Annotated in this window: 19 protein-coding genes; 15 read left to right on the forward strand and 4 right to left on the reverse strand. The window is 63.6% G+C overall.

Annotation, left to right across the window (positions count from 1 at the left end):
- Window positions 1–199: 199 nt before the first annotated feature.
- Together dsbD and DKK67_RS11590 are read left to right on the forward strand one after the other, a co-directional pair.
- Window positions 200–2,080 carry a protein-disulfide reductase DsbD gene (dsbD, locus tag DKK67_RS11585; RefSeq protein WP_228160581.1) on the forward strand — a complete coding sequence of 627 codons (1,881 nt, stop codon included), beginning with the start codon at window positions 200–202 and terminating at the stop codon, window positions 2,078–2,080.
- Window positions 2,077–2,937, forward strand: a complete 861-nt coding sequence (locus DKK67_RS11590; protein ID WP_111496487.1) for a DMT family transporter — start codon at window positions 2,077–2,079, stop codon at window positions 2,935–2,937. The genes dsbD and DKK67_RS11590 overlap by 4 nt, the downstream gene beginning before the upstream one ends.
- A 31-nt stretch (window positions 2,938–2,968) precedes the next feature.
- Here the strand turns inward: DKK67_RS11590 and tusA are convergent, their stop codons facing one another.
- Complete coding sequence (tusA, locus tag DKK67_RS11595) at window positions 2,969–3,208, reverse strand: sulfurtransferase TusA (RefSeq protein WP_111496488.1); 240 nt, start codon at window positions 3,206–3,208, stop codon at window positions 2,969–2,971.
- Between the two features lie 85 nt (window positions 3,209–3,293).
- On the opposite strand from tusA, the gene DKK67_RS11600 reads away from it, so the two are divergent.
- Window positions 3,294–3,578, forward strand: a complete 285-nt coding sequence (locus DKK67_RS11600) for an antibiotic biosynthesis monooxygenase family protein (RefSeq protein WP_111496876.1) — start codon at window positions 3,294–3,296, stop codon at window positions 3,576–3,578.
- A gap of 37 nt (window positions 3,579–3,615) precedes the next feature.
- Here the strand turns inward: DKK67_RS11600 and rlmM are convergent, their stop codons facing one another.
- Window positions 3,616–4,683 (reverse strand): 23S rRNA (cytidine(2498)-2'-O)-methyltransferase RlmM, encoded by a 1,068-nt coding sequence (gene rlmM, locus DKK67_RS11605; protein WP_111496489.1) that lies wholly within the window; start codon window positions 4,681–4,683, stop codon window positions 3,616–3,618.
- A gap of 28 nt (window positions 4,684–4,711) precedes the next feature.
- Window positions 4,712–5,344 (reverse strand): alpha/beta fold hydrolase, encoded by a 633-nt coding sequence (locus tag DKK67_RS11610; protein WP_111496490.1) that lies wholly within the window; start codon window positions 5,342–5,344, stop codon window positions 4,712–4,714.
- 320 nt (window positions 5,345–5,664) lie between these two features.
- Between DKK67_RS11610 and ccoN the strand changes: the two genes are divergently transcribed.
- The 10 genes from ccoN (at window position 5,665) to DKK67_RS11660 (ending at window position 15,137) form a co-directional block, all read left to right on the forward strand.
- Window positions 5,665–7,095 carry a cytochrome-c oxidase, cbb3-type subunit I gene (gene ccoN / locus DKK67_RS11615; RefSeq protein WP_111496491.1) on the forward strand — a complete coding sequence of 477 codons (1,431 nt, stop codon included), beginning with the start codon at window positions 5,665–5,667 and terminating at the stop codon, window positions 7,093–7,095.
- 16 nt (window positions 7,096–7,111) lie between these two features.
- A complete protein-coding gene (gene ccoO, locus DKK67_RS11620; protein WP_111496492.1) occupies window positions 7,112–7,720 on the forward strand; it encodes a cytochrome-c oxidase, cbb3-type subunit II in 609 nt (202 codons plus the stop codon).
- 5 nt (window positions 7,721–7,725) lie between these two features.
- Window positions 7,726–7,911 carry a cbb3-type cytochrome oxidase subunit 3 gene (locus DKK67_RS11625; protein WP_111496493.1) on the forward strand — a complete coding sequence of 62 codons (186 nt, stop codon included), beginning with the start codon at window positions 7,726–7,728 and terminating at the stop codon, window positions 7,909–7,911.
- Window positions 7,908–8,807 carry a cytochrome-c oxidase, cbb3-type subunit III gene (ccoP, locus tag DKK67_RS11630; RefSeq protein ID WP_111496494.1) on the forward strand — a complete coding sequence of 300 codons (900 nt, stop codon included), beginning with the start codon at window positions 7,908–7,910 and terminating at the stop codon, window positions 8,805–8,807. Before DKK67_RS11625 ends, ccoP begins: the two co-directional genes overlap by 4 nt.
- A gap of 161 nt (window positions 8,808–8,968) precedes the next feature.
- The gene (gene ccoG, locus DKK67_RS11635) at window positions 8,969–10,402 is read left to right on the forward strand and encodes a cytochrome c oxidase accessory protein CcoG (protein ID WP_111496877.1); all 1,434 of its coding nucleotides are present in this window, start codon (window positions 8,969–8,971) and stop codon (window positions 10,400–10,402) included.
- A gap of 26 nt (window positions 10,403–10,428) precedes the next feature.
- Window positions 10,429–10,935, forward strand: a complete 507-nt coding sequence (locus DKK67_RS11640; RefSeq protein ID WP_111496495.1) for a FixH family protein — start codon at window positions 10,429–10,431, stop codon at window positions 10,933–10,935.
- Window positions 10,936–10,938: 3 nt separating this feature from the next.
- Complete coding sequence (locus DKK67_RS11645) at window positions 10,939–13,422, forward strand: heavy metal translocating P-type ATPase (RefSeq protein ID WP_111496496.1); 2,484 nt, start codon at window positions 10,939–10,941, stop codon at window positions 13,420–13,422.
- A gap of 88 nt (window positions 13,423–13,510) precedes the next feature.
- Entirely contained in the window at window positions 13,511–13,798 is a 288-nt protein-coding gene (ccoS, locus tag DKK67_RS11650; RefSeq protein WP_111496497.1) for a cbb3-type cytochrome oxidase assembly protein CcoS, read from the forward strand.
- Window positions 13,788–14,480 (forward strand): sulfite exporter TauE/SafE family protein, encoded by a 693-nt coding sequence (locus DKK67_RS11655; protein ID WP_111496498.1) that lies wholly within the window; start codon window positions 13,788–13,790, stop codon window positions 14,478–14,480. Before ccoS ends, DKK67_RS11655 begins: the two co-directional genes overlap by 11 nt.
- 165 nt (window positions 14,481–14,645) lie before the next feature.
- On the forward strand, window positions 14,646–15,137 hold the full coding sequence (locus DKK67_RS11660; RefSeq protein WP_111496499.1) for a hypothetical protein: 492 nt from the start codon (window positions 14,646–14,648) through the stop codon (window positions 15,135–15,137).
- A 9-nt stretch (window positions 15,138–15,146) separates the two neighbouring features.
- Here DKK67_RS11660 and ttcA read toward each other — a convergent pair whose 3' ends face one another.
- Window positions 15,147–16,031 (reverse strand): tRNA 2-thiocytidine(32) synthetase TtcA, encoded by an 885-nt coding sequence (gene ttcA / locus DKK67_RS11665; protein ID WP_111496500.1) that lies wholly within the window; start codon window positions 16,029–16,031, stop codon window positions 15,147–15,149.
- Window positions 16,032–16,235: 204 nt separating this feature from the next.
- On the opposite strand from ttcA, the gene DKK67_RS11670 reads away from it, so the two are divergent.
- Together DKK67_RS11670 and DKK67_RS11675 are read left to right on the forward strand one after the other, a co-directional pair.
- Window positions 16,236–16,883, forward strand: coding sequence for a TetR/AcrR family transcriptional regulator (locus tag DKK67_RS11670; protein ID WP_111496501.1), 648 nt, complete (start codon window positions 16,236–16,238; stop codon window positions 16,881–16,883).
- Window positions 16,884–16,933: 50 nt separating this feature from the next.
- Window positions 16,934–17,614, forward strand: a complete 681-nt coding sequence (locus DKK67_RS11675) for a DNA-J related domain-containing protein (protein ID WP_111496502.1) — start codon at window positions 16,934–16,936, stop codon at window positions 17,612–17,614.
- Window positions 17,615–17,646: the final 32 nt, after the last annotated feature.

The raw sequence follows: 17,646 nt of genomic DNA on the forward strand, positions 1-17,646 counted from the left end.
TATTGTGCGTGTTTCGTCCACTCAATACCAGTATTCGGATCAAGACCGCACCAATGGTGGGATTGTTGCGGCATCCACGGCCCCACCGGGTTGCGAACTTTCTGATACCATTCGACTCTAAATGGCCAGCTCGCGGCGCGCCCGGTACGGGCCCTGCGCCGCGCTCCGCTTTCACTGACCAGACGAGAAGAGTCGACGTTTGACCAGTTTGCCCCCGATATTCCGCTCATCGACACACCGGCGCGCCTTGCAGGCCCTGCTGACGCTCCTTGCCGTCGTTTTCCTGCTGGCAACCGCTCCGGCACACGCCTTCGATCTCAAGTCGGCAACCGGAAACGATCAGCTCGGTGAATTCCTGCCCGTCGATGAAGCGCTGCCGTTCAGCTCGTCCGTGACGGACGGCGGCGTCGCGTTACGCTGGGACATCGCCCCTGAGCATTACCTGTATCGCGGACGCGTGACGGTCACCGCGGACAACCCGGACGTCAGGATCGGCGCCCCAAGTTTCACCGTGCCGGGCCATCTGAAAGACGACCCCTATTTCGGCGAGGTCACGGTCTTTACCGAGCCGGTGACCGCCAATGTGCCGGTCACCCTGCCCAGCGGCATGGACGAGGCACAGCTGACGGTCAGCTATCAGGGCTGTGCAGAAGCCGGTTTGTGTTATCCGCCTCAGAAGCGACCGGTACTGTTCGTCGGCAATGGCGCCGGAGCGGCCGGCGCAACAACCGGCGCAGATCCGGCAGGCACCGTTTCTGCTGACAACGCCAGTGGCATCGCCGCGTTGCTGAGCAGCCAGTCGCCCTTGGCGATTGCCGGACTCTTCCTGCTGCTGGGCCTGGGGCTCACCTTCACGCCCTGCGTGCTACCCATGGTGCCGATCATCACCGCGGTGGTGTCGAACCGGACCAGCAGCACCGCCCGGGCGCTGGCGCTATCGATCAGCTACGTTCTGGGCATGGCGCTGACCTATGCCGCCGCCGGGGTCCTGACTGGCCTGCTCGGGGCCAGCTTCAACCTGCAGGCACAACTGCAGTCGCCGCTGGTGCTGGTGACGTTCGCCGCCTTCTTCTTCGTCTTCGCCCTGGCCATGTTCGACGTCTTCGACCTGCGCCTGCCCCAGACCCTGACCAGCCGACTCGATGCCACTTCCAGCCGGTTGCCCGGCGGCCAGACGCTGGGCGTGTTCGCCATCGGCGCGTTGTCAGCCCTGATCGTATCCCCCTGTGTGTCGGCGCCCCTGGCGGGCAGCCTGCTCTATATCAGCACCACCCAGGACGCCGTCCTGGGTGGAATGGCGTTGCTGGCTCTGGGGCTGGGCATGGGCATTCCGTTGATCCTGGTGGCCGTCGGCGGTCGCCGCTGGCTGCCGAAAACCGGCCCCTGGATGCAGACGGTCAAGGCGTTCTACGGGGTGATGCTGCTGGCGGTTACCATCTGGCTGCTGGAGCGGTTGCTGCCCGGCTGGGTCACGCTCATTCTGTGGGGCCTTTTGGCGGCGGTCACCGGCGTCCAACTGGGGGCGTTCGAGGCGGCCCGTGTCGGCTGGCAGCGCACCTGGAAAGGGGCGGGTCTGGTCCTGTTCGCCTACGCCATTGCGCTGATCGGCGGCGGCCTCGCCGGTGGTGTGGATCCGCTCCGGCCGCTTGCGCCGTTTACCGCACAGCCAACCCTCGTTCATAACGGCACCAATGATGCCGAAACGATATTCCGCCGCGTCGATTCACCGGGGGCCCTCCGGAACGCGCTGGCCGACGCCGCCAGCGCCGGCCGTCCGGTGATGCTCGACTTCTACGCCGACTGGTGCATCAGCTGCAAGGTGATGGAGCGCAACGTGTTCAGCGCGCCAGCGGTGCGTTCAGCCCTGGCCCCGCTGACGCTGCTGCAGATTGACGTGACCGATAACACCGCCGAACAGCAGGCCCTGCTGGACGAGCTGGGACTGTTCGGCCCTCCGGCAATCCTGTTCTTCGACGCCGCCGGTGAAGAGCGCATCAACGCCCGCATCATGGGTGAAATGGACCGGGAACAGTTCCTGTCCCACCTGGAGCGCCTCCAACCCCTCTCCGCGGGCCTGTGACGGCCATCCAGCGTGGCGCGGCCTTTGTCCTGGCCGGCGAGATGCTGCTCGCGGTCATGGGGGCGATCATCAAGCACCTTTCGCCGGACATTCCGTCCGCCCAACTGGTCTTCCTGCGCAATATCCTGGGGCTGACCATCATCGGACCGCTGCTGATCGGCCGCGAGGGCGTGGCCGGCCTGAAAACCCGGCACCTGCGCTTTCACCTGATGCGCGCGGTCATCGGCGTCAGCGCCATGTACTGCTACTACCTGAGCCTGGAGAAGCTGGTGCTGACCGAAGCGGTGCTGCTCAAGCTGACCGCGCCTTTCTTCATTCCAGTCATTGCCCTGCTGTGGCTGAAGGAAAGCACCTCGCGCCTGATCTGGCTGACCATCGCGGTGGGATTTGCCGGGGTTCTGGTGATCCTAGATCCGGCCTCCGCCGACCTGAACGACTACCTGTTTGTCGCGGCGGGCCTCGCCGGTGCCCTGCTCGGAGCCACGGCGAAGGTGACCATCCGGCGCATGGGCGTTGCCGAGCCCAGTGCGCGCATCGTCTTCTACTTCGGATTGTTCGGAACTCTGATCACCGCGCCGGCCGCCGCTGCGGTCTGGGTTCCGCCAGGTCTGTCGACCTGGCTCTGGATGGGCGGGCTTGCGCTTTGCGCCACCCTGGCGCAAATGCTGATCACCACCGCCTACCGCATTGCACCGGCCGGGCAGATTGGCCAGTTCACCTACTCATCGGTGATTTTCGCCGCACTGCTGGGTTGGCTGTTCTTTATGGAACCGGTGACCGGTTCCCAGGTGGTCGGGTGCGCACTGATCGTCGGCGCGGGCCTGTTCAACCTGCGCCAACGCCGGGCACCGGCCTGACACGACCACAGAGCCGCGCCGGCCGCAATCGTCAGGCGCCCCGCTGGATGTAATAGACGAACTGCGTGTCGGTGTGCTCTTCCTGCAGCAGCCGATGGTTGAGGAACTGGCAGAATTTAGGCACGTCGCGCTGTGTGGATGGGTCGGTGGCGACCATTCTCAGCACCCCCTCGACCGGCAATTCCGCCATGCGATTGTGCAGCATCATGACCGGCTCGGGGCACATCAGGCCCGTGGCATCCAGTTCCAGGTCGAAGGTCAGGTCCGCCAAATCATGTCTCCCCCGCCCTTTACAGGCGAATCGTCGGTTACGGTGCTAGATTGAATTATAAGAACAAAGAGTTGCGGAGGCCATGATGATACGGGTACTGATCGAACGCCATATCGCTGCCACCCTGGAATCCGCCTACGAACAGCAGTCGAGACGACTGCTGCAACGGGCCGTCGGCGCCCCCGGCTTCATATCCGGGGAGACGCTGGTGGACGCCAGGGATGGTAATCACCGACTGACATTGTGCAACTGGCGCTGCATTTCGGACTGGGACCAGTGGTACCACTCCGACGAGCGCAAGGACATGATGAACGAACTCAGTCCGATGATGGACCAGGACGAGAAAATCACCATCCTGGAGCAATGCTGACGGACTCTTGAGGCATGCCGGTTGCTGTCTTGCCCGCTCAGCTCATGCGTTCGACAAAGCAGGTAATCTCTTCCCGGTCGTGATACAGGTGCCTTGCCCGCAGGCGCACCTGAACGCCGACCGCGTCCAGGTTTTCCAGCAGACGCTCACGGCAGGTTAACCACTCGTCGTAGCGCTTTTTCATCGGCAGTTTCAGGTTGAAGACAGCGTACTTGCAGAGCCGCTGGCCCAGCCAGTCGACCACCATGTCGGTGGTACGACGCGGCTTGTCGACGATGTCGCACACCATCCAGTCCACCGCGCGCTGGGGACGCCACAGGTAACCGTCGGCGCGCACATGCTCGACGTGGCCCGACGCCATCAGCTCGTCGTTCATGGGTCCGTTATCCACGGCGGTCACCAGCATGCCCTGCTGCACCAGCTGCCAGGTCCAACCGCCAGGCGCCGCGCCCAGGTCCACAGCCTTCTTGGCGCCCCCCAGATAGTCAAGCCACTGGGCATCGGGGATAAACACTTTCCAGGCTTCTTCCAGCTTGAGCGCGGAGCGGCTTGGCGCCGAAGCCGGCAGCCGCAGCCGCGGGATTCCGCTCAGCCAGGGCGACCGGTTTCCGGCGTGGCTGAGGCCCACCACCATGCGCTCGAAAGACGGCAGGAAAACTTCCAGGCGCCAGGGGTTGTCGGCGTTTTCCTCCAGAAACCCCGTTTCCCGCAATGCACGGGACAGGGGCGAAGCCCACTTGCGCCCGAAATGGCTGAGATCCCGTTGCTCACTGTCTTCAGGCAGCCGGATCTCTACCCGCGCTGCCACCGGCAACTCAGGCTGGTTCCGGAGCACGTCCAGAACAGCGCCCACCCGGTCTTCCTGCGGCAGGGGCTCGTCGGCGATCACCTGGAACCAGTCGCGCACGAAGACGAGATCCGCCAGTTCGACCTGGTTCATGAATTGGCCGGGCTCGCCACCATCGGCCAGCACGAACAGCACGCGGCCGGCATGGGCTTCAGGCTGGAAATAGCCGTAGCGTCCAGCCGCTGCGGCGGCGTCGGTCAGCTCCCGACCCGCCTCGGTCTCGAAGCCGGCCCGGCAGAAAAGAAGAATCTGATCCATGGTGGTTCGCTCGTTCGGTTGGAAAAGGTCAGGTCGTGAGATCGTTGATCCAGCGCGCCGTGCGTTCCGCCGCCTGGGCGATCAACGCCTGCTGGGTGAGGCCGGAGGCTTTGCGCGGCTTGAAATCGTGCTCGCCATCCTCAAGCCATTCCACGGCAAACGGCAGGGACGACTCAAAATGCGCCAGGACTTCCTCCTGGCGGCCAAACGGGTCCCGTGTCCCCTGGTTGACCAGCAGGGGTACAGCCAGTTCGGCAAAATGGTCGGTGCGCCAGCGATCGGGCTTGCCCGGCGGATGGAACGGATAGCCGAAGCAGGCGCAGCCGGCAACCGGCGCGGCCTGAGAAGCCGCCAGCAACGAAGCGATCCGACCGCCCATGGATTTACCGCCGACGAACACAGGCTTCCGGCTGTCGCCGCCGTAGGCCGTGACTTTCCCGGCGAACTCGTCCACCAGCTTTTCCGCCTTGGGGGGCGGCCGCTTCTTGCCATCCTCCCGGCGCCGGGCCATATAGCCGAATTCAAAGCGCACCACCTGGACGCCACGCTCGGCCAGCTCGTCAGCCAGTGCGGCCATGAATGGGGAATCCATTGGCGCTCCCGCACCATGGGCCAGCAGCAATATCGGGCCTGCTTCTCCCGTCTGAATGTCTTCGGCCATTGGTCGTAGCTCCAAAGGTGTCGCCTTCCCGGCCGGCTCGGGCCAACCGATCCGCAAAGCCCGGCAGTTTATCAGCCCTGCCGTGCGAACCCCATATTTGCGGCTACCCTTATTGGAGCGGGGCCAGGGGCAAGGGACAGCTGCTGACTGCACGCTCGAGGGACGCGCCTGCTCCTCAAGTCGAATAACCCCCTGCTTGGCAGCTATGTCGCTGATTTGGACGACTTGTTTGCTTGATCCAGATCATTGAAAAGCGGCTACCCATTAACCATACTTGCGAACGCGACATTTCTCCCTCGTAATCCTCTGGCAGGGCCATTATGAGCACAGTGCATCCAACGCTGACCTACAACTACAAGGTAGTGCGCCAATTCGCCATCATGACGGTCGTCTGGGGTATCGTCGGCATGGCCATGGGGGTTCTGATCGCCGCCCAGTTGCGCTTTCCCGCCCTGAATTTCGATCTGCCCTGGACCCATTTCGGCCGACTGCGTCCGCTGCACACCAACCTCGTCATCTTCGGTTTCGGCGGCAGTGCGTTGTTTGCCACCTCCTACTACGTGGTGCAACGCACCTGCCAGGCCCGGCTGTTTTCCGACGGCCTGGCGGCGTTCACCTTCTGGGGCTGGCAGCTTGTGCTGGTGGCGGCCTGTATCACGCTGCCCATGGGGTTCACGTCCACCAAGGAATACGCCGAGCTGGAATGGCCCATCGACATTCTGATCGCCCTCACCTGGGTGACCTACGCGCTGGTGTTCTTTGGCACCATTGCCCAGCGCAAGACCAAACACATCTACGTGGCCAACTGGTTCTACGGCGCGTTCATCATCACGGTGGCGGTGCTGCATATCGGCAACAACCTGGAGCTGCCGGTAGCAGCGTTCAAATCCTACTCCATCTACAGCGGCGTGACCGACGCCATGATGCAGTGGTGGTGGGGCCACAACGCGGTGGGCTTCTTCCTGACCGCTGGTTTCCTCGGCATGATGTATTACTTCGTGCCCAAGCAGGCGGAGCGGCCGGTCTATTCCTATCGCCTGTCGATCGTGCATTTCTGGGCCCTGATCGCCACCTACGTCTGGGCCGGCGGTCATCACCTGCACTACAGCGCCCTGCCCGACTGGGCCCAGACCGCGGGGATGGTGATGTCCCTGATCCTGCTGGCACCGAGCTGGGGCGGCATGATCAACGGCATGATGACCCTGTCCGGGGCCTGGCACAAACTGCGCACCGACCCGATCCTGCGCTTCCTGGTGGTGTCCCTGTCCTTCTACGGCATGTCGACCTTTGAAGGCCCGATGATGTCCATCAAGACGGTCAACGCCCTGTCCCACAACACCGACTGGACCATCGGCCACGTCCATTCCGGGGCGCTGGGCTGGGTGGCGATGATCAGTATCGGCGCGGTCTACCACCTGATCCCGCGGCTGTGGGGCATCTCCAGCATGTACAGCGTGGGACTGATCAACGTGCACTTCTGGCTGGCGACCATCGGCACGGTGCTCTACATCGTCGCCATGTGGGTCAACGGCATCATGCAGGGCCTGATGTGGCGTGCGGTTAACGCCGACGGCACCCTGACCTACAGCTTCGTGGAGGCCCTGGAGGCGTCCAAGCCCGGCTATCTGGTGCGCCTGATCGGGGGCGTGATCTTCCTCGCCGGCATGTTCGTGATGGCCTACAACGTGCGCATGACGATCCGCCAGAAGGACGCTGCCGCCCTCGACAACAGCGTGGCGCAGACCGCGTGAGCAGGAGAGAGAGCCAATGAAGCACGAAGTTGTCGAGAAGAACCTGGGACTGATGGCCGTGCTGATCGTACTGGTGATCAGCGGCGGCTTTCTGGTCGAGGTGGTGCCCCTGTTCTTCCTCAAGGAAGTGAACGAACCCATCGCCGGCCTGGAGCCGCTCACGCCACTGGAGATGGAAGGCCGGGATATCTATATCCGCGAGGGCTGCCACGTCTGCCACACCCAGATGATCCGCCCCTTCCGCGCCGAAACCGAGCGTTACGGGCATTACTCGGTGGCCGGTGAGTTCGTCTACGACCATCCGTTCCTGTGGGGCTCCAAGCGTACGGGTCCGGATCTGGCACGGGTGGGCGATCGTTACTCGGATGCCTGGCACCGGGTTCACCTGTACAACCCACGGGACGTAGTGCCCGAATCCAACATGCCGGCGTTTCCCTGGCTGTTCGATCGTCAACTGGACCCGGACGGCATCCAGGGCAAGCTGGAGGCGTACAAGATGCTCGGCGTGCCCTACACCGATGAGCAGATCGCCGCCGCGCCCGACGAGATCCGCGGCAAGTATGAAATCGAAGCCCTGGTCGCCTACCTGCAGCAACTGGGCACTGTGATTTCGACGAAACGGTGATCGCGATGGATATGAACGACCTGCGCGGGATCCACACCCTGCTCGTGATGATCGCCTTCGTCGGCATTGTCTGGTGGGCTTACAGCGCCCACCGCCGCAAGCACAACGACGAGGCGGCCAACCTGCCGTTCGAGGACGACGACATCGACCAGCGCACTCAGCAGCGGGACAAGACGGAGAAGAAGCCATGAGTACGTTCTGGAGCATCTGGATCAGCGTGATCGTGCTCGGTACCGTCATCGGGTGCTGGTGGCTACTCTGGGCGACACGCAAGAGCCAGACCACCGATACCGAAACCGATCGCACCATGGGTCATTCCTTCGACGGCATCGAGGAATACGATAACCCGCTGCCCAAGTGGTGGTTTTATCTCTTTTCGGCCAGTTGTGTCTTTGCCCTCATCTACCTGCTCCTGTATCCCGGGCTGGGCAACTTCCAGGGCCTGTTTGGGTGGAGCCAGGAGAAACAGTGGGAAGAGGAAATGCAGCAGGCCGAGGCCCGCTATGGCGAGCTGTTCGCGCGTTACGGCGACGTGCCGATCCCGGAACTGGCGCAGAACGAAGACGCACGTAAGATGGGCCAGCGGCTGTTCGCCAACAACTGCTCGGTGTGCCACGGTTCCGCCGCGCGCGGCGCCATCGGCTTTCCCAACCTGACCGATGACGCCTGGATCTGGGGCGGCGAACCCGACCGCATCCTGCAAACGCTGCACGAGGGGCGCGTCGCCGCCATGCCGGCCAAGGGACTGATGCCCAGTATGACCAATCAGCAGGTGGATGCGGTGGTAAATTACGTGCTCAGTTTCAGCGACCGCGAACAGGACGCGGAACTGGCCAGACAGGGCGAGGCCGTTTTCGCTCAGGCCTGTGCGCAATGCCACGGCGCGGAAGGCCAGGGTAACCCGATGCTGGGGGCCCCCAACCTGACCGACGACGCGTGGCTGTACGGCAGCACCTACGAGTGGATCCGGGAAACCGTGGTTTACGGCCGACAAAACCGGATGCCGCCGCAGGAGGGGCGCCTGAGCGACGACCAGATCCACATCCTGGCCGCTTACGTCTACGGCTTGTCGCGTCGCGATGAGTAAACCTGTTTACCACCGGCCTGTTCTCCGGACGGGCCGCGCAACCGATGGCACACGCCACAGCCGGCCGGGCGGCTACGTACCCGGTGCACCATCCGGTGAGCCCGCAAGGCAGCGCAAGACTGTCCGCACTCGCCGGCCGTCAGTACTGATGAGAGGTCATGATGAGCCGTCAAATCCCGGTCAAAGACATTGACCCTGCGACTGACGCTGCCTCCGACAACAAGAAATCCGACAACGTCGAACTCTACGCCAGCCGGAAAAAGATCTACGTCAAAGCCGTTACCGGACTGTACCAGCGCATCCGCTTTTTCAGCCTGTGGGCGCTGATGGGCATGTACTTCCTGTTCTGCTGGATTCAAATTGGCGGCGAGCCGCTGATCTACTTCGACCTGCCCGGTCGCCAATTCCACCTGTTCGGCACTACCTTCTTCCCCCGGGATTTCATCCTGCTGTCGGGCATGCTGATCATTGCCGCCTTCGGCCTGTTCTTCATCACCACCCTGTTCGGACGCGTGTGGTGCGGCTACACCTGCCCGCAGACGGTCTGGACCTTTATTTTCATGTGGGTCGAGGAGAAGGTCGAAGGCAGTCGCAATAAGCGCATCAAGCTCGACCAGGCGCCGGGTAGCACGGCGAAATCCACCAAGAAAGTCATCAAGCACGCCCTCTGGCTGGGCATCGCCTTCGCCACCGGCCTGACGTTCGTCGGCTACTTCTACCCCGTGCGCGAACTGGCGGTGGACCTGTTCACGCTGCAGGCCAACGGCTGGGCCTATTTCTGGGTGTTCTTCTTCACCGTGGCCACCTACACCAACGCCGGCTGGATGCGCGAGCAGGTCTGCCTGTACATGTGCCCCTACGCTCGTTTCCAGTCGGTGATGTTTGACGAAGACACCCGCGTGGTGTCCTACGACTTCAACCGCGGCGAGCCCCGCGGCGGCCGCCGCAAGGATGCCGACAAAACCGCGCTGGGCCTGGGCGACTGCATCGACTGCGGCCAATGCGTGCAGGTCTGCCCGACGGGCATCGACATCCGCGACGGCCTGCAATACGAGTGCATCAACTGCGCCCTGTGCATTGACGCCTGCGACGAGATCATGGACCGGATGAACTACCCGCGCGGACTGATCCGCTACACCACCGAACACACGCTCCAAGGCAAGCCATCCAAGCTGTTGCGACCGCGCACCATCGGCTATGGTGTGGCGTTGGCGCTGATGATCGGCGCGCTGGTGTTCACCTTGCTGACCCGCTCCCCGCTGGAACTTGAGGTGCTGAGGGATCGCGGTGCACTCTACCAGATGAACAATCGCGGCCTGATCGAAAACTCCTACACCGTCAAGATCCAGAACAAGACGGAAGTGCCGCAGACGCTGACGCTGTCGGTCATCGGCCTGGATACCGCCCGTATCCTGACCGATACCCGCGTGCGACTGGATGCCGGCGAGAATCTCGCCTTGCCCACGGTCGTCGAAGCCAGTCCCGACGCCTTGCCCGGCACCCACAACGACATCGTGTTTGTGGTCAGCGGCGCCGAAGGCAGCGATCTGCGGGCCGAGACTGAAAGCCGTTTCCTGGGCGCCCGACGGCGCTGATCCGATTTGCTGCGAGGCTGACACCCATGTCCGAAAATTCCGTCGAAGACCAAGGCCCCTGGTACAAGCAGTTCTGGCTCTGGTTTGTGCTGGCCATTCCGGCGGTCACCATCCTCTGGTGCATCTTCATGATCACCGTGGCGGTCCAGACCCAGGGCTCAATGGTCAGCGATGATTACTCCAGGGATGGCCTGGGCATCAACATGGAACTGGCGCGGGACCGCAAGGCCGCCGACCTGGGGCTGAACGGCAACATCCGTTTCGACGAGCGGCGGGTCGCCCTGACGCTGCAAGATGGCGACGGTTTCCCGTTCCTGGTACTCAACCTGTCGCACCCCACCCTGTCCGAGAAAGACCGCCGGCTCCAGTTGCAGCCGGTGGGAGACGGTCGCTACGAAACCACGCTGGCCACGCCACTGGAAGGCCGCTGGTACCTGGATCTGCGCGGGCCGGACAACAGCTGGCGTCTGAAGGGCCAGGCGGCCCTGCCGTCCGATATCGCCCTGCCGTTGCGACCAGCACCGCAGGGGTAAATCGTGAGCGATCACACCTGCTTCCACTGCGGTGAACCTGTTTCCGCCCACCCCGCCATCACCCTGACCGTCGACGGCGAGACGCGCGGCTTCTGTTGCCAGGGTTGCCGCGCCGTATGCCAGTTGATCGTCGATGAGCACTTGACCGGCTTCTACCATCACCGCACCGCCCGCCCCGCCACACCGCAACCGCTGGACGAACGCCGGCGCGAACAGTTGGCGCTATATGATCATGAACGGGTGCAACAAACCTTTGTCTCCCGAACCGGCGACGCCAACGGAACCCCACGCCGCGACGCCCAGCTGCTCATAGACGGACTGTCCTGCGCCGCCTGCATCTGGCTGCTTGAGCATCACCTGGCCCAGCAACCCGGCGTCGAGCAGTTCAGCGTCAACCATTCCACCCGCCGTGCCCGCCTGGTGTGGAACCCGGATCGGGTTCCGCTCAGTCACCTGCTGGAAGCGATCCATGAGCTGGGCTATGGCGCCCGCCCCTACGAGCCCGACCAGGCGGAGGCCCAGCTCCAGCGAGAGAAACGCGGCGCGCTGATCCGGCTCTGGATTGCCGGCGCCGGGACCATGCAGAACATGATGCTGGCCATGCCGCTCTACTTCGGCCTGATCAGCGGCGTCAGCGAGGCGCAACTCGATTTCTTTCGCTGGGTCAGCCTGCTGGTGGCAACACCGGTGGTGATGTACAGCGCCCGTCCATTTTTCCGGAACGCACTGCGGGACCTGCGCAGCCGTCACCTGACCATGGATCTGCCGGTGGCGCTCGCCATTGGGCTCGCTTACGTGGCCAGCGCCTGGGTCACCGTGGTCGGCGGCGAAGAGGTGTACTTCGAGTCGGTCTGCATGTTCACCTTTTTCCTGTCCCTGGGTCGCTACATCGAAATGCAGGCCCGTTACCGGGCGGGGTTGAGCAGCGGCGCGCTGGCCTCATCGCCACCGCCGATCGCCACCCGGGAAACCGTCACCGGCTTCGAGGTGGTGCCGGTGCAGCAGTTGCACCCCGGCGATCGCGTCCGGATCAGGCCCGGCGAGGTGGTTCCGGTGGACGGAATCATCGAGTCGGGACATTCCACTCTCAACGAGGCCGCGCTCACCGGCGAATACCTGCCCGAAGCCCGCGGCCCCGGCAGCCGGGCCCATGCCGGGTCGATCAACGGCGAAAATCCGCTCACGGTCCGCGTGGAACGGGTGGGCCAGCAGACGCGGTTATCGTCCATCCTGCGGATCCTGGATCGGGTACAGGCCGAGAAACCCAGGGTGTCGCAGCTGGCGGACCGGGTGGCCGGCGTGTTCGTCAGCCGCATCCTGCTGATTGCGCCTGCCGTCTGGCTGGGCTGGTGGCTGTCCGGCTCCGACACCGCCTTCGACACGGCCCTGTCGGTGCTGGTCGTGACCTGCCCCTGTGCCCTGTCGCTGGCGACGCCCACGGTCCTGACAACGGCGACCGTGCGCCTGCGCCGTGCCGGATTCCTGCCGACGCGGGGGCATACCCTCGAGTTGCTCAACCGCACCGACACGGTCGTTTTCGACAAGACCGGCACCCTGACCCGGGGCCAACTCAGCCTGATCGGGATGCAAACCCTGGGCAGCCTGCCCGAGGACACGTGCCGCGCACTGGCAGGCGGCCTGGAACAGTTCTCCGAGCACCCGGTTGGCCAGGCACTGAAGGTCATGGCGCGCCCGGATATGCGGATCGACGAGGTAGCCAACCATCTGGCCGGCGGCCTGACCGGGCAGTGGCAAGGTCGCACCTACGCGATCGGCCACCGGGCTTTTGTCGCCGAACAGACCGGTGTGGCGTTACCCGCCCCTGATGATGACGGCCTGACCGTCTTCCTGGCGAGCGAGGCCGAACCGCTGGCCAGCTTCCTGCTCGACGACGCCGTCCGTGCCGATGCCCGGGACACGGTCCAGAGCTTCCGCGACCGCGGCATCCACACCGTTTTGCTCAGTGGCGATCGCTCGGGGCATGTCGAGAAAGTCGGTCGGGCGCTCGGCATAGACACGGTATGCGGTCAGGCGTCGCCGGAGGAGAAGCTGGCGTTCCTGCGCCGCCTGGAAGATCAGGACCGCCACGTGCTGATGGTGGGAGACGGCCTCAACGACCTGCCGGTGATGGCCGGGGCCGAGGTATCGGTGGCGGTCGACAGCGCCACCGACCTGACCCGGCTGAAAGCCGACGCCGTGCTGCTGGGCGACCAACTGACGCCCCTGGCAACGGCCCTGGACACCGCCCGCCAAACGCGCCGGATCATTCGCCAGAACATGGCCTGGGCACTGTGCTACAACCTGTGCGCACTGCCCCTTGCCGCGGCCGGTCTGGTGCCGCCCTGGGCGGCCGCTCTGGGCATGTCCGCCAGCTCGTTGATCGTGGTGCTGAACGCGCTGAGACTGGGACAACCTGACGCCAAAAAGCCAGACCGCGCTGCGCAAGACGGGTTGGCCAGCTCCATCCGGCCTGATACCGTGACCTGAACGACGATCCAGTCGCTCGCATGCCCTTTGTGGCGTCAACGCGGTCTTCAGAAACGACTTCAATCAACGGATAAACGAGAGATCCGCCGTGGAAATCGTCTACCTGCTCGTCCCCGTTACCCTGATGCTGGTCGGTCTCGGCATTGCGGTATTCTGCTGGGCCGTGAAGAGCGGTCAGTACGATGACCTGGAAGGGCCGGCCCACCGCATTCTCTACGACGACGACGCCGACATGATCCCCGACGACGCCAAGACCGATCAGCAAAAAACGCAGGATCGCCGGTCACATCCGGCTACGGGCTCTGGCTCTGGCTCTGGCTCTGGCTCTGGCTCTGGCTCTGGCTCTGGAGAACCGTCCGACACCCATGGCCAGTGAACTGCTGATCGGCTACAGCGGGGCGTTCATGATCGGCTTCATGGGCAGCGCCCATTGCCTGGGCATGTGCGGCGGCATCAGCGCGTCGCTGTCGATGGCCCTTCCGGTGGGGCCGGGCTTCCGCCTGCGCCAGTCGGCCCTGCTGCTGGCATTCAACGGCGGCCGGATCGCCAGCTACATGGTGTTGGCCAGCCTGGTCGCGCTGGTGAGCACCCAGGCGGCCGGTACCTGGCAATCACTTGGCCCGCTGCTGCGCTCGCTGGCGGGCGCCCTGTTGATTCTGATGGGCCTGTCGCTTGGGCAATGGTGGCAGGGCATCCAGTACGTGGAGCGGTTGGGGAAACCGCTCTGGCAGCGTCTTTCGCCGTTAAGTGGCCGACTGATGCCGATCCAGTCGCCCTGGCAGGCGGTCGGCCTGGGCATGGTCTGGGGCTGGCTGCCCTGCGGGCTGATCTACAGCACCCTGGGCTGGGCGGCATTGCAGCCCAGCGTGCCCGCGGCGGCGCTGACCATGTTCTGTTTCGGCCTGGGCACCCTGCCCTCCATGCTGGCTACCGGCTACGCCGCCAGTCAGTTGCGCAAATGGCGCAGCCACCCGCTCTTTCGCAGAATCACCGGCGCCTGCCTGATCGCCTTCGGTCTATGGACCCTGCCCGTATCCGGCCTGCTGATGGCCCGCTGATCTTTATAGATGCAATTTTCACAAGATTTTAACGTTCATTTATTGACCAATCGATCGTCCGTGATCTATTGTTCATCATGAACTTAGCGGTTAATGCTAAAGTGAAAGTGGCAGATAAAGATTTAACTGTCTGTCCCTGATGCAGGCATCGTGAGGGCTTGATCCATGTCCCAGGCATCTGCACTCCTTGATCACGTTATTCGCCCCGTCGCCCAGTCGCTCGGCGAACCCCACCCCATCCTTGACGAAATTCTGCTGGGAGCCGCCACCCTGCGCCGTTTCGACCCCTTTGCCATCGCCGACGATGAGGGCCTGGGCGTGTTCGGCATTTCTCCCATCCTGCATCGACAGGTGTGGGACGAATACCTGGCCTTCGACCCGGAACGGGCCAGCCGCGTGCGCGGTTTTGCCAGCCAGCATGAGTTCCTGGTGAATCCGGATCTGGAATTGATCACCAACGCCCGTTACGGGGCGGCCGTGGCGATCAGCGCGCTGGAGTGGGTGAAGCCGTCGTGGCCGCGCCCCAACGACGCGGACGGGCTGACACGGCTCTGGTCGAGCCTGCTGCACATCGAGGAAGAGAGTTACCTGGCGCGCCTGCACAAGGCCCTGGCTCCGCTGTGCCTGGCAGCACCGCGGGGCCTGCCTGCGATTTGACGCGGCCGGTCAGAGGTTGAGTACGTCCAGACGCTCGTAGGCGGGCGACGGCTGACTGTCCTGAACGTCCGACTCACCGCCCTGGCGCCAGTCCACTTCCAGCCGCTCGAAATCGTAGATCGCCGGATCCGCCAGGTGCGACGGAGACACGTTGCAGATGGCACGGAACATGGACTCGATCCGGCCCGGATGCTCCCGGTCCCAGGCTTTCAGCATGTCCTTGACCACCTGACGCTGCAGGTTCTCCTGGGAACCGCACAGGTTGCAGGGGATGATGGGGAACTGACGCGCCTCCGCATAACGCTCGATGTCCTTCTCCCGGGCGTAAACCAGCGGGCGGATCACCACATTGCGACCGTCGTCGCTCTTGAGTTTGGGCGGCATGGTCTTCAGGCGACCGCCGTAGAACATGTTGAGGAACAGGGTCTCCAGCAGATCGTCCCGGTGGTGGCCGAGCGCGATCTTGGTGACCCCATGCTCTTCGGCGAAGTTGTAGAGGATGCCCCGGCGCAGGCGTGAGCACAGGCCGCAGGTGGTCTTCCCTTCCGGCACCTTCTCCTTGACGATGCTGTAGGTATCCTTCTCGATCACGTGGTATTCGATACCCAGCGAGGACAGGTATTCCGGCAACACATGCTCAGGGAAACCGGGCTGTTTCTGGTCCAGGTTGACGGCAATCAGCTCGAACGGCACCGGCGCGCTGCGCTGCAGGTTCAGCAGGATATCCAGCATGGTGTAGGAATCCTTGCCCCCGCTCAGGCAGCACATGACCTTGTCGCCGGCCTCAATCATGCCGAAATCGGAGATCGCCTGGCCAACATCCCGGCGCAGCCGTTTCTGCAATTTGTTGAGTTCCAGCGTGGCCTTGCGTTCGTCTTTGAGCTGCTCTGACATAATCCTGCCGGTGATCGGGAAAATGGGGCACGAGTATACCGAAAAGGCCCTCCGCCGTCAGTCATGGCTCCTTCTATTCCGGGTTTCACGTATACCCGACCCTGGTCGCTTTCAGAGACTCTAGCGTCAAGGATGACAATCAGTTCATAAAAAACAGGCCCGGCCCGAAATCAGCCGAGGCACCCAAGGAAAGGGACCGTAATCATGATCGATACCGCCACGCTCGGTAAACGCGAACGTAACCGCCTGAACAACCAGAAAGCCATTCTCGACGCCGCCCGCGACTGTTTCCGGGAAGTCGGGTACGAGCAGACCACCATCCGCGACATCATCCGCCGCACAGACCTGGCGGCCGGCACTTTCTACAACTACTTCTCCGACAAACGCGACATTTTCATCGCGCTTTTCCGCGATTTCCTGGAATCCCTGCGCACGCTGGTGAAGCAGAGCCAGGGCGCCGCCCAAAGCGAGCAGGAACTGGTTCACCATACCTACCGTGCCCTGTTCCAGGCCGCCGCAGCAGACCCGGTCACCTACGACCTGGCCCACCGTAACGACCAGGCGATCCGCGATCTCTTCGGCGCCGGCATCCTGGACCTGGCCACCGCCGCCCTGGATCGCAACATCTGCGGTGCCGTCAGCCGCGACCACAGCCACGGCGTGGAATCGGGATACCTGACCGCGGCCTGCCGGGGCATTGCCTACGAGGTCAGCCTCAAAGTTGCCGAACGCTGCATGACGCAGCCGTCCCTGGATGCAGAGCGGGAGGCAGACAGCGCCGCTGACTTCGTCCGCGACCTGATCCTGGGCAACAGCGGAAACACCCCCGTTACCCTACTGAAACGCGCCTGATCAGGCGATCGGGGCTTCCACTGCCTGACGGCCTGCATTAGGCTCAGGGTATGGATGCATCCACCACCACACAGCCCGACGACGGACAAGGCGCGCGTGCTGCCCGCTCGGCCGCGCTGCAGCAAAAGATTGCGGCCGTGATGGCGGCCGCCGAGGCGATCCTGCGGGAGCAGGCGGAGGGCGTCAGCGAGCTGGCGCTGATTCGCCAGCTCCAGCACCCGCCCTGGCAATTACTGGACAGTGTCGATTTCTCCGAGCCGTCCGCCATCTACCCGGCGCATTTCCTGCTGTTCCACTGCCTCTATCGGCTCAGGGATGACCTGAACGCCAACGGCGAGCAGCTCGACATCTCTCCCATGCGCATCCGCATCCGGTTATCGCCAATGGTTTCCGGCGACGGCATGCCGGGCAATTGCGACCGGCTGCGCGAGTTCTATCTGGACCTGAGCCAGTACAACCTGTCCGAGGGCGCGGTACAGCGCATGCTCGACGATTTCTGGGCCGGTCGCGCCCCGGTTACCGCGGATCGCGACAGCCTGGACGAAGCCGCCCAGGTGCTGGGATTCGAAGCCATACCCGACGACTTCGCTACCATTCGCCAGGCCTACCGCCGCCAGGCGATGCACGCCCACCCGGACCGGGGCGGCACCAAGGAAGCGGTGCAGGATCTCAATGCCGCCTTCCACACCCTGCGCGACTACTTTCTCTCCAGCGCAACCGCCGACCGTTGAAGCCTGCAAGCCAATACGCTATAGACGTTCAT

It is taken from the genome of Marinobacter bohaiensis (genome assembly GCF_003258515.1).
Lineage (GTDB): Bacteria > Pseudomonadota > Gammaproteobacteria > Pseudomonadales > Oleiphilaceae > Marinobacter_A > Marinobacter_A bohaiensis.

Bases quoted from the DNA above. Each gene is read 5' to 3' on its own strand.
- DKK67_RS11670 (WP_111496501.1), top strand. From the start codon at position 16,236: ATGATCGATACCGCCACGCTCGGTAAACGCGAACGTAACCGCCTGAAC.
- rlmM (WP_111496489.1), bottom strand. From the start codon at position 4,683: ATGGATCAGATTCTTCTTTTCTGCCGGGCCGGCTTCGAGACCGAGGCG.
- ccoG (WP_111496877.1), top strand. From the start codon at position 8,969: ATGAGCCGTCAAATCCCGGTCAAAGACATTGACCCTGCGACTGACGCT.
- ttcA (WP_111496500.1), bottom strand. From the start codon at position 16,031: ATGTCAGAGCAGCTCAAAGACGAACGCAAGGCCACGCTGGAACTCAAC.
- DKK67_RS11625 (WP_111496493.1), top strand. From the start codon at position 7,726: ATGGATATGAACGACCTGCGCGGGATCCACACCCTGCTCGTGATGATC.
- DKK67_RS11600 (WP_111496876.1), top strand. From the start codon at position 3,294: ATGATACGGGTACTGATCGAACGCCATATCGCTGCCACCCTGGAATCC.
- DKK67_RS11640 (WP_111496495.1), top strand. From the start codon at position 10,429: ATGTCCGAAAATTCCGTCGAAGACCAAGGCCCCTGGTACAAGCAGTTC.
- ccoO (WP_111496492.1), top strand. From the start codon at position 7,112: ATGAAGCACGAAGTTGTCGAGAAGAACCTGGGACTGATGGCCGTGCTG.
- ccoN (WP_111496491.1), top strand. From the start codon at position 5,665: ATGAGCACAGTGCATCCAACGCTGACCTACAACTACAAGGTAGTGCGC.
- DKK67_RS11660 (WP_111496499.1), top strand. From the start codon at position 14,646: ATGTCCCAGGCATCTGCACTCCTTGATCACGTTATTCGCCCCGTCGCC.
- DKK67_RS11655 (WP_111496498.1), top strand. From the start codon at position 13,788: ATGGCCAGTGAACTGCTGATCGGCTACAGCGGGGCGTTCATGATCGGC.
- DKK67_RS11675 (WP_111496502.1), top strand. From the start codon at position 16,934: ATGGATGCATCCACCACCACACAGCCCGACGACGGACAAGGCGCGCGT.
- ccoP (WP_111496494.1), top strand. From the start codon at position 7,908: ATGAGTACGTTCTGGAGCATCTGGATCAGCGTGATCGTGCTCGGTACC.
- DKK67_RS11610 (WP_111496490.1), bottom strand. From the start codon at position 5,344: ATGGCCGAAGACATTCAGACGGGAGAAGCAGGCCCGATATTGCTGCTG.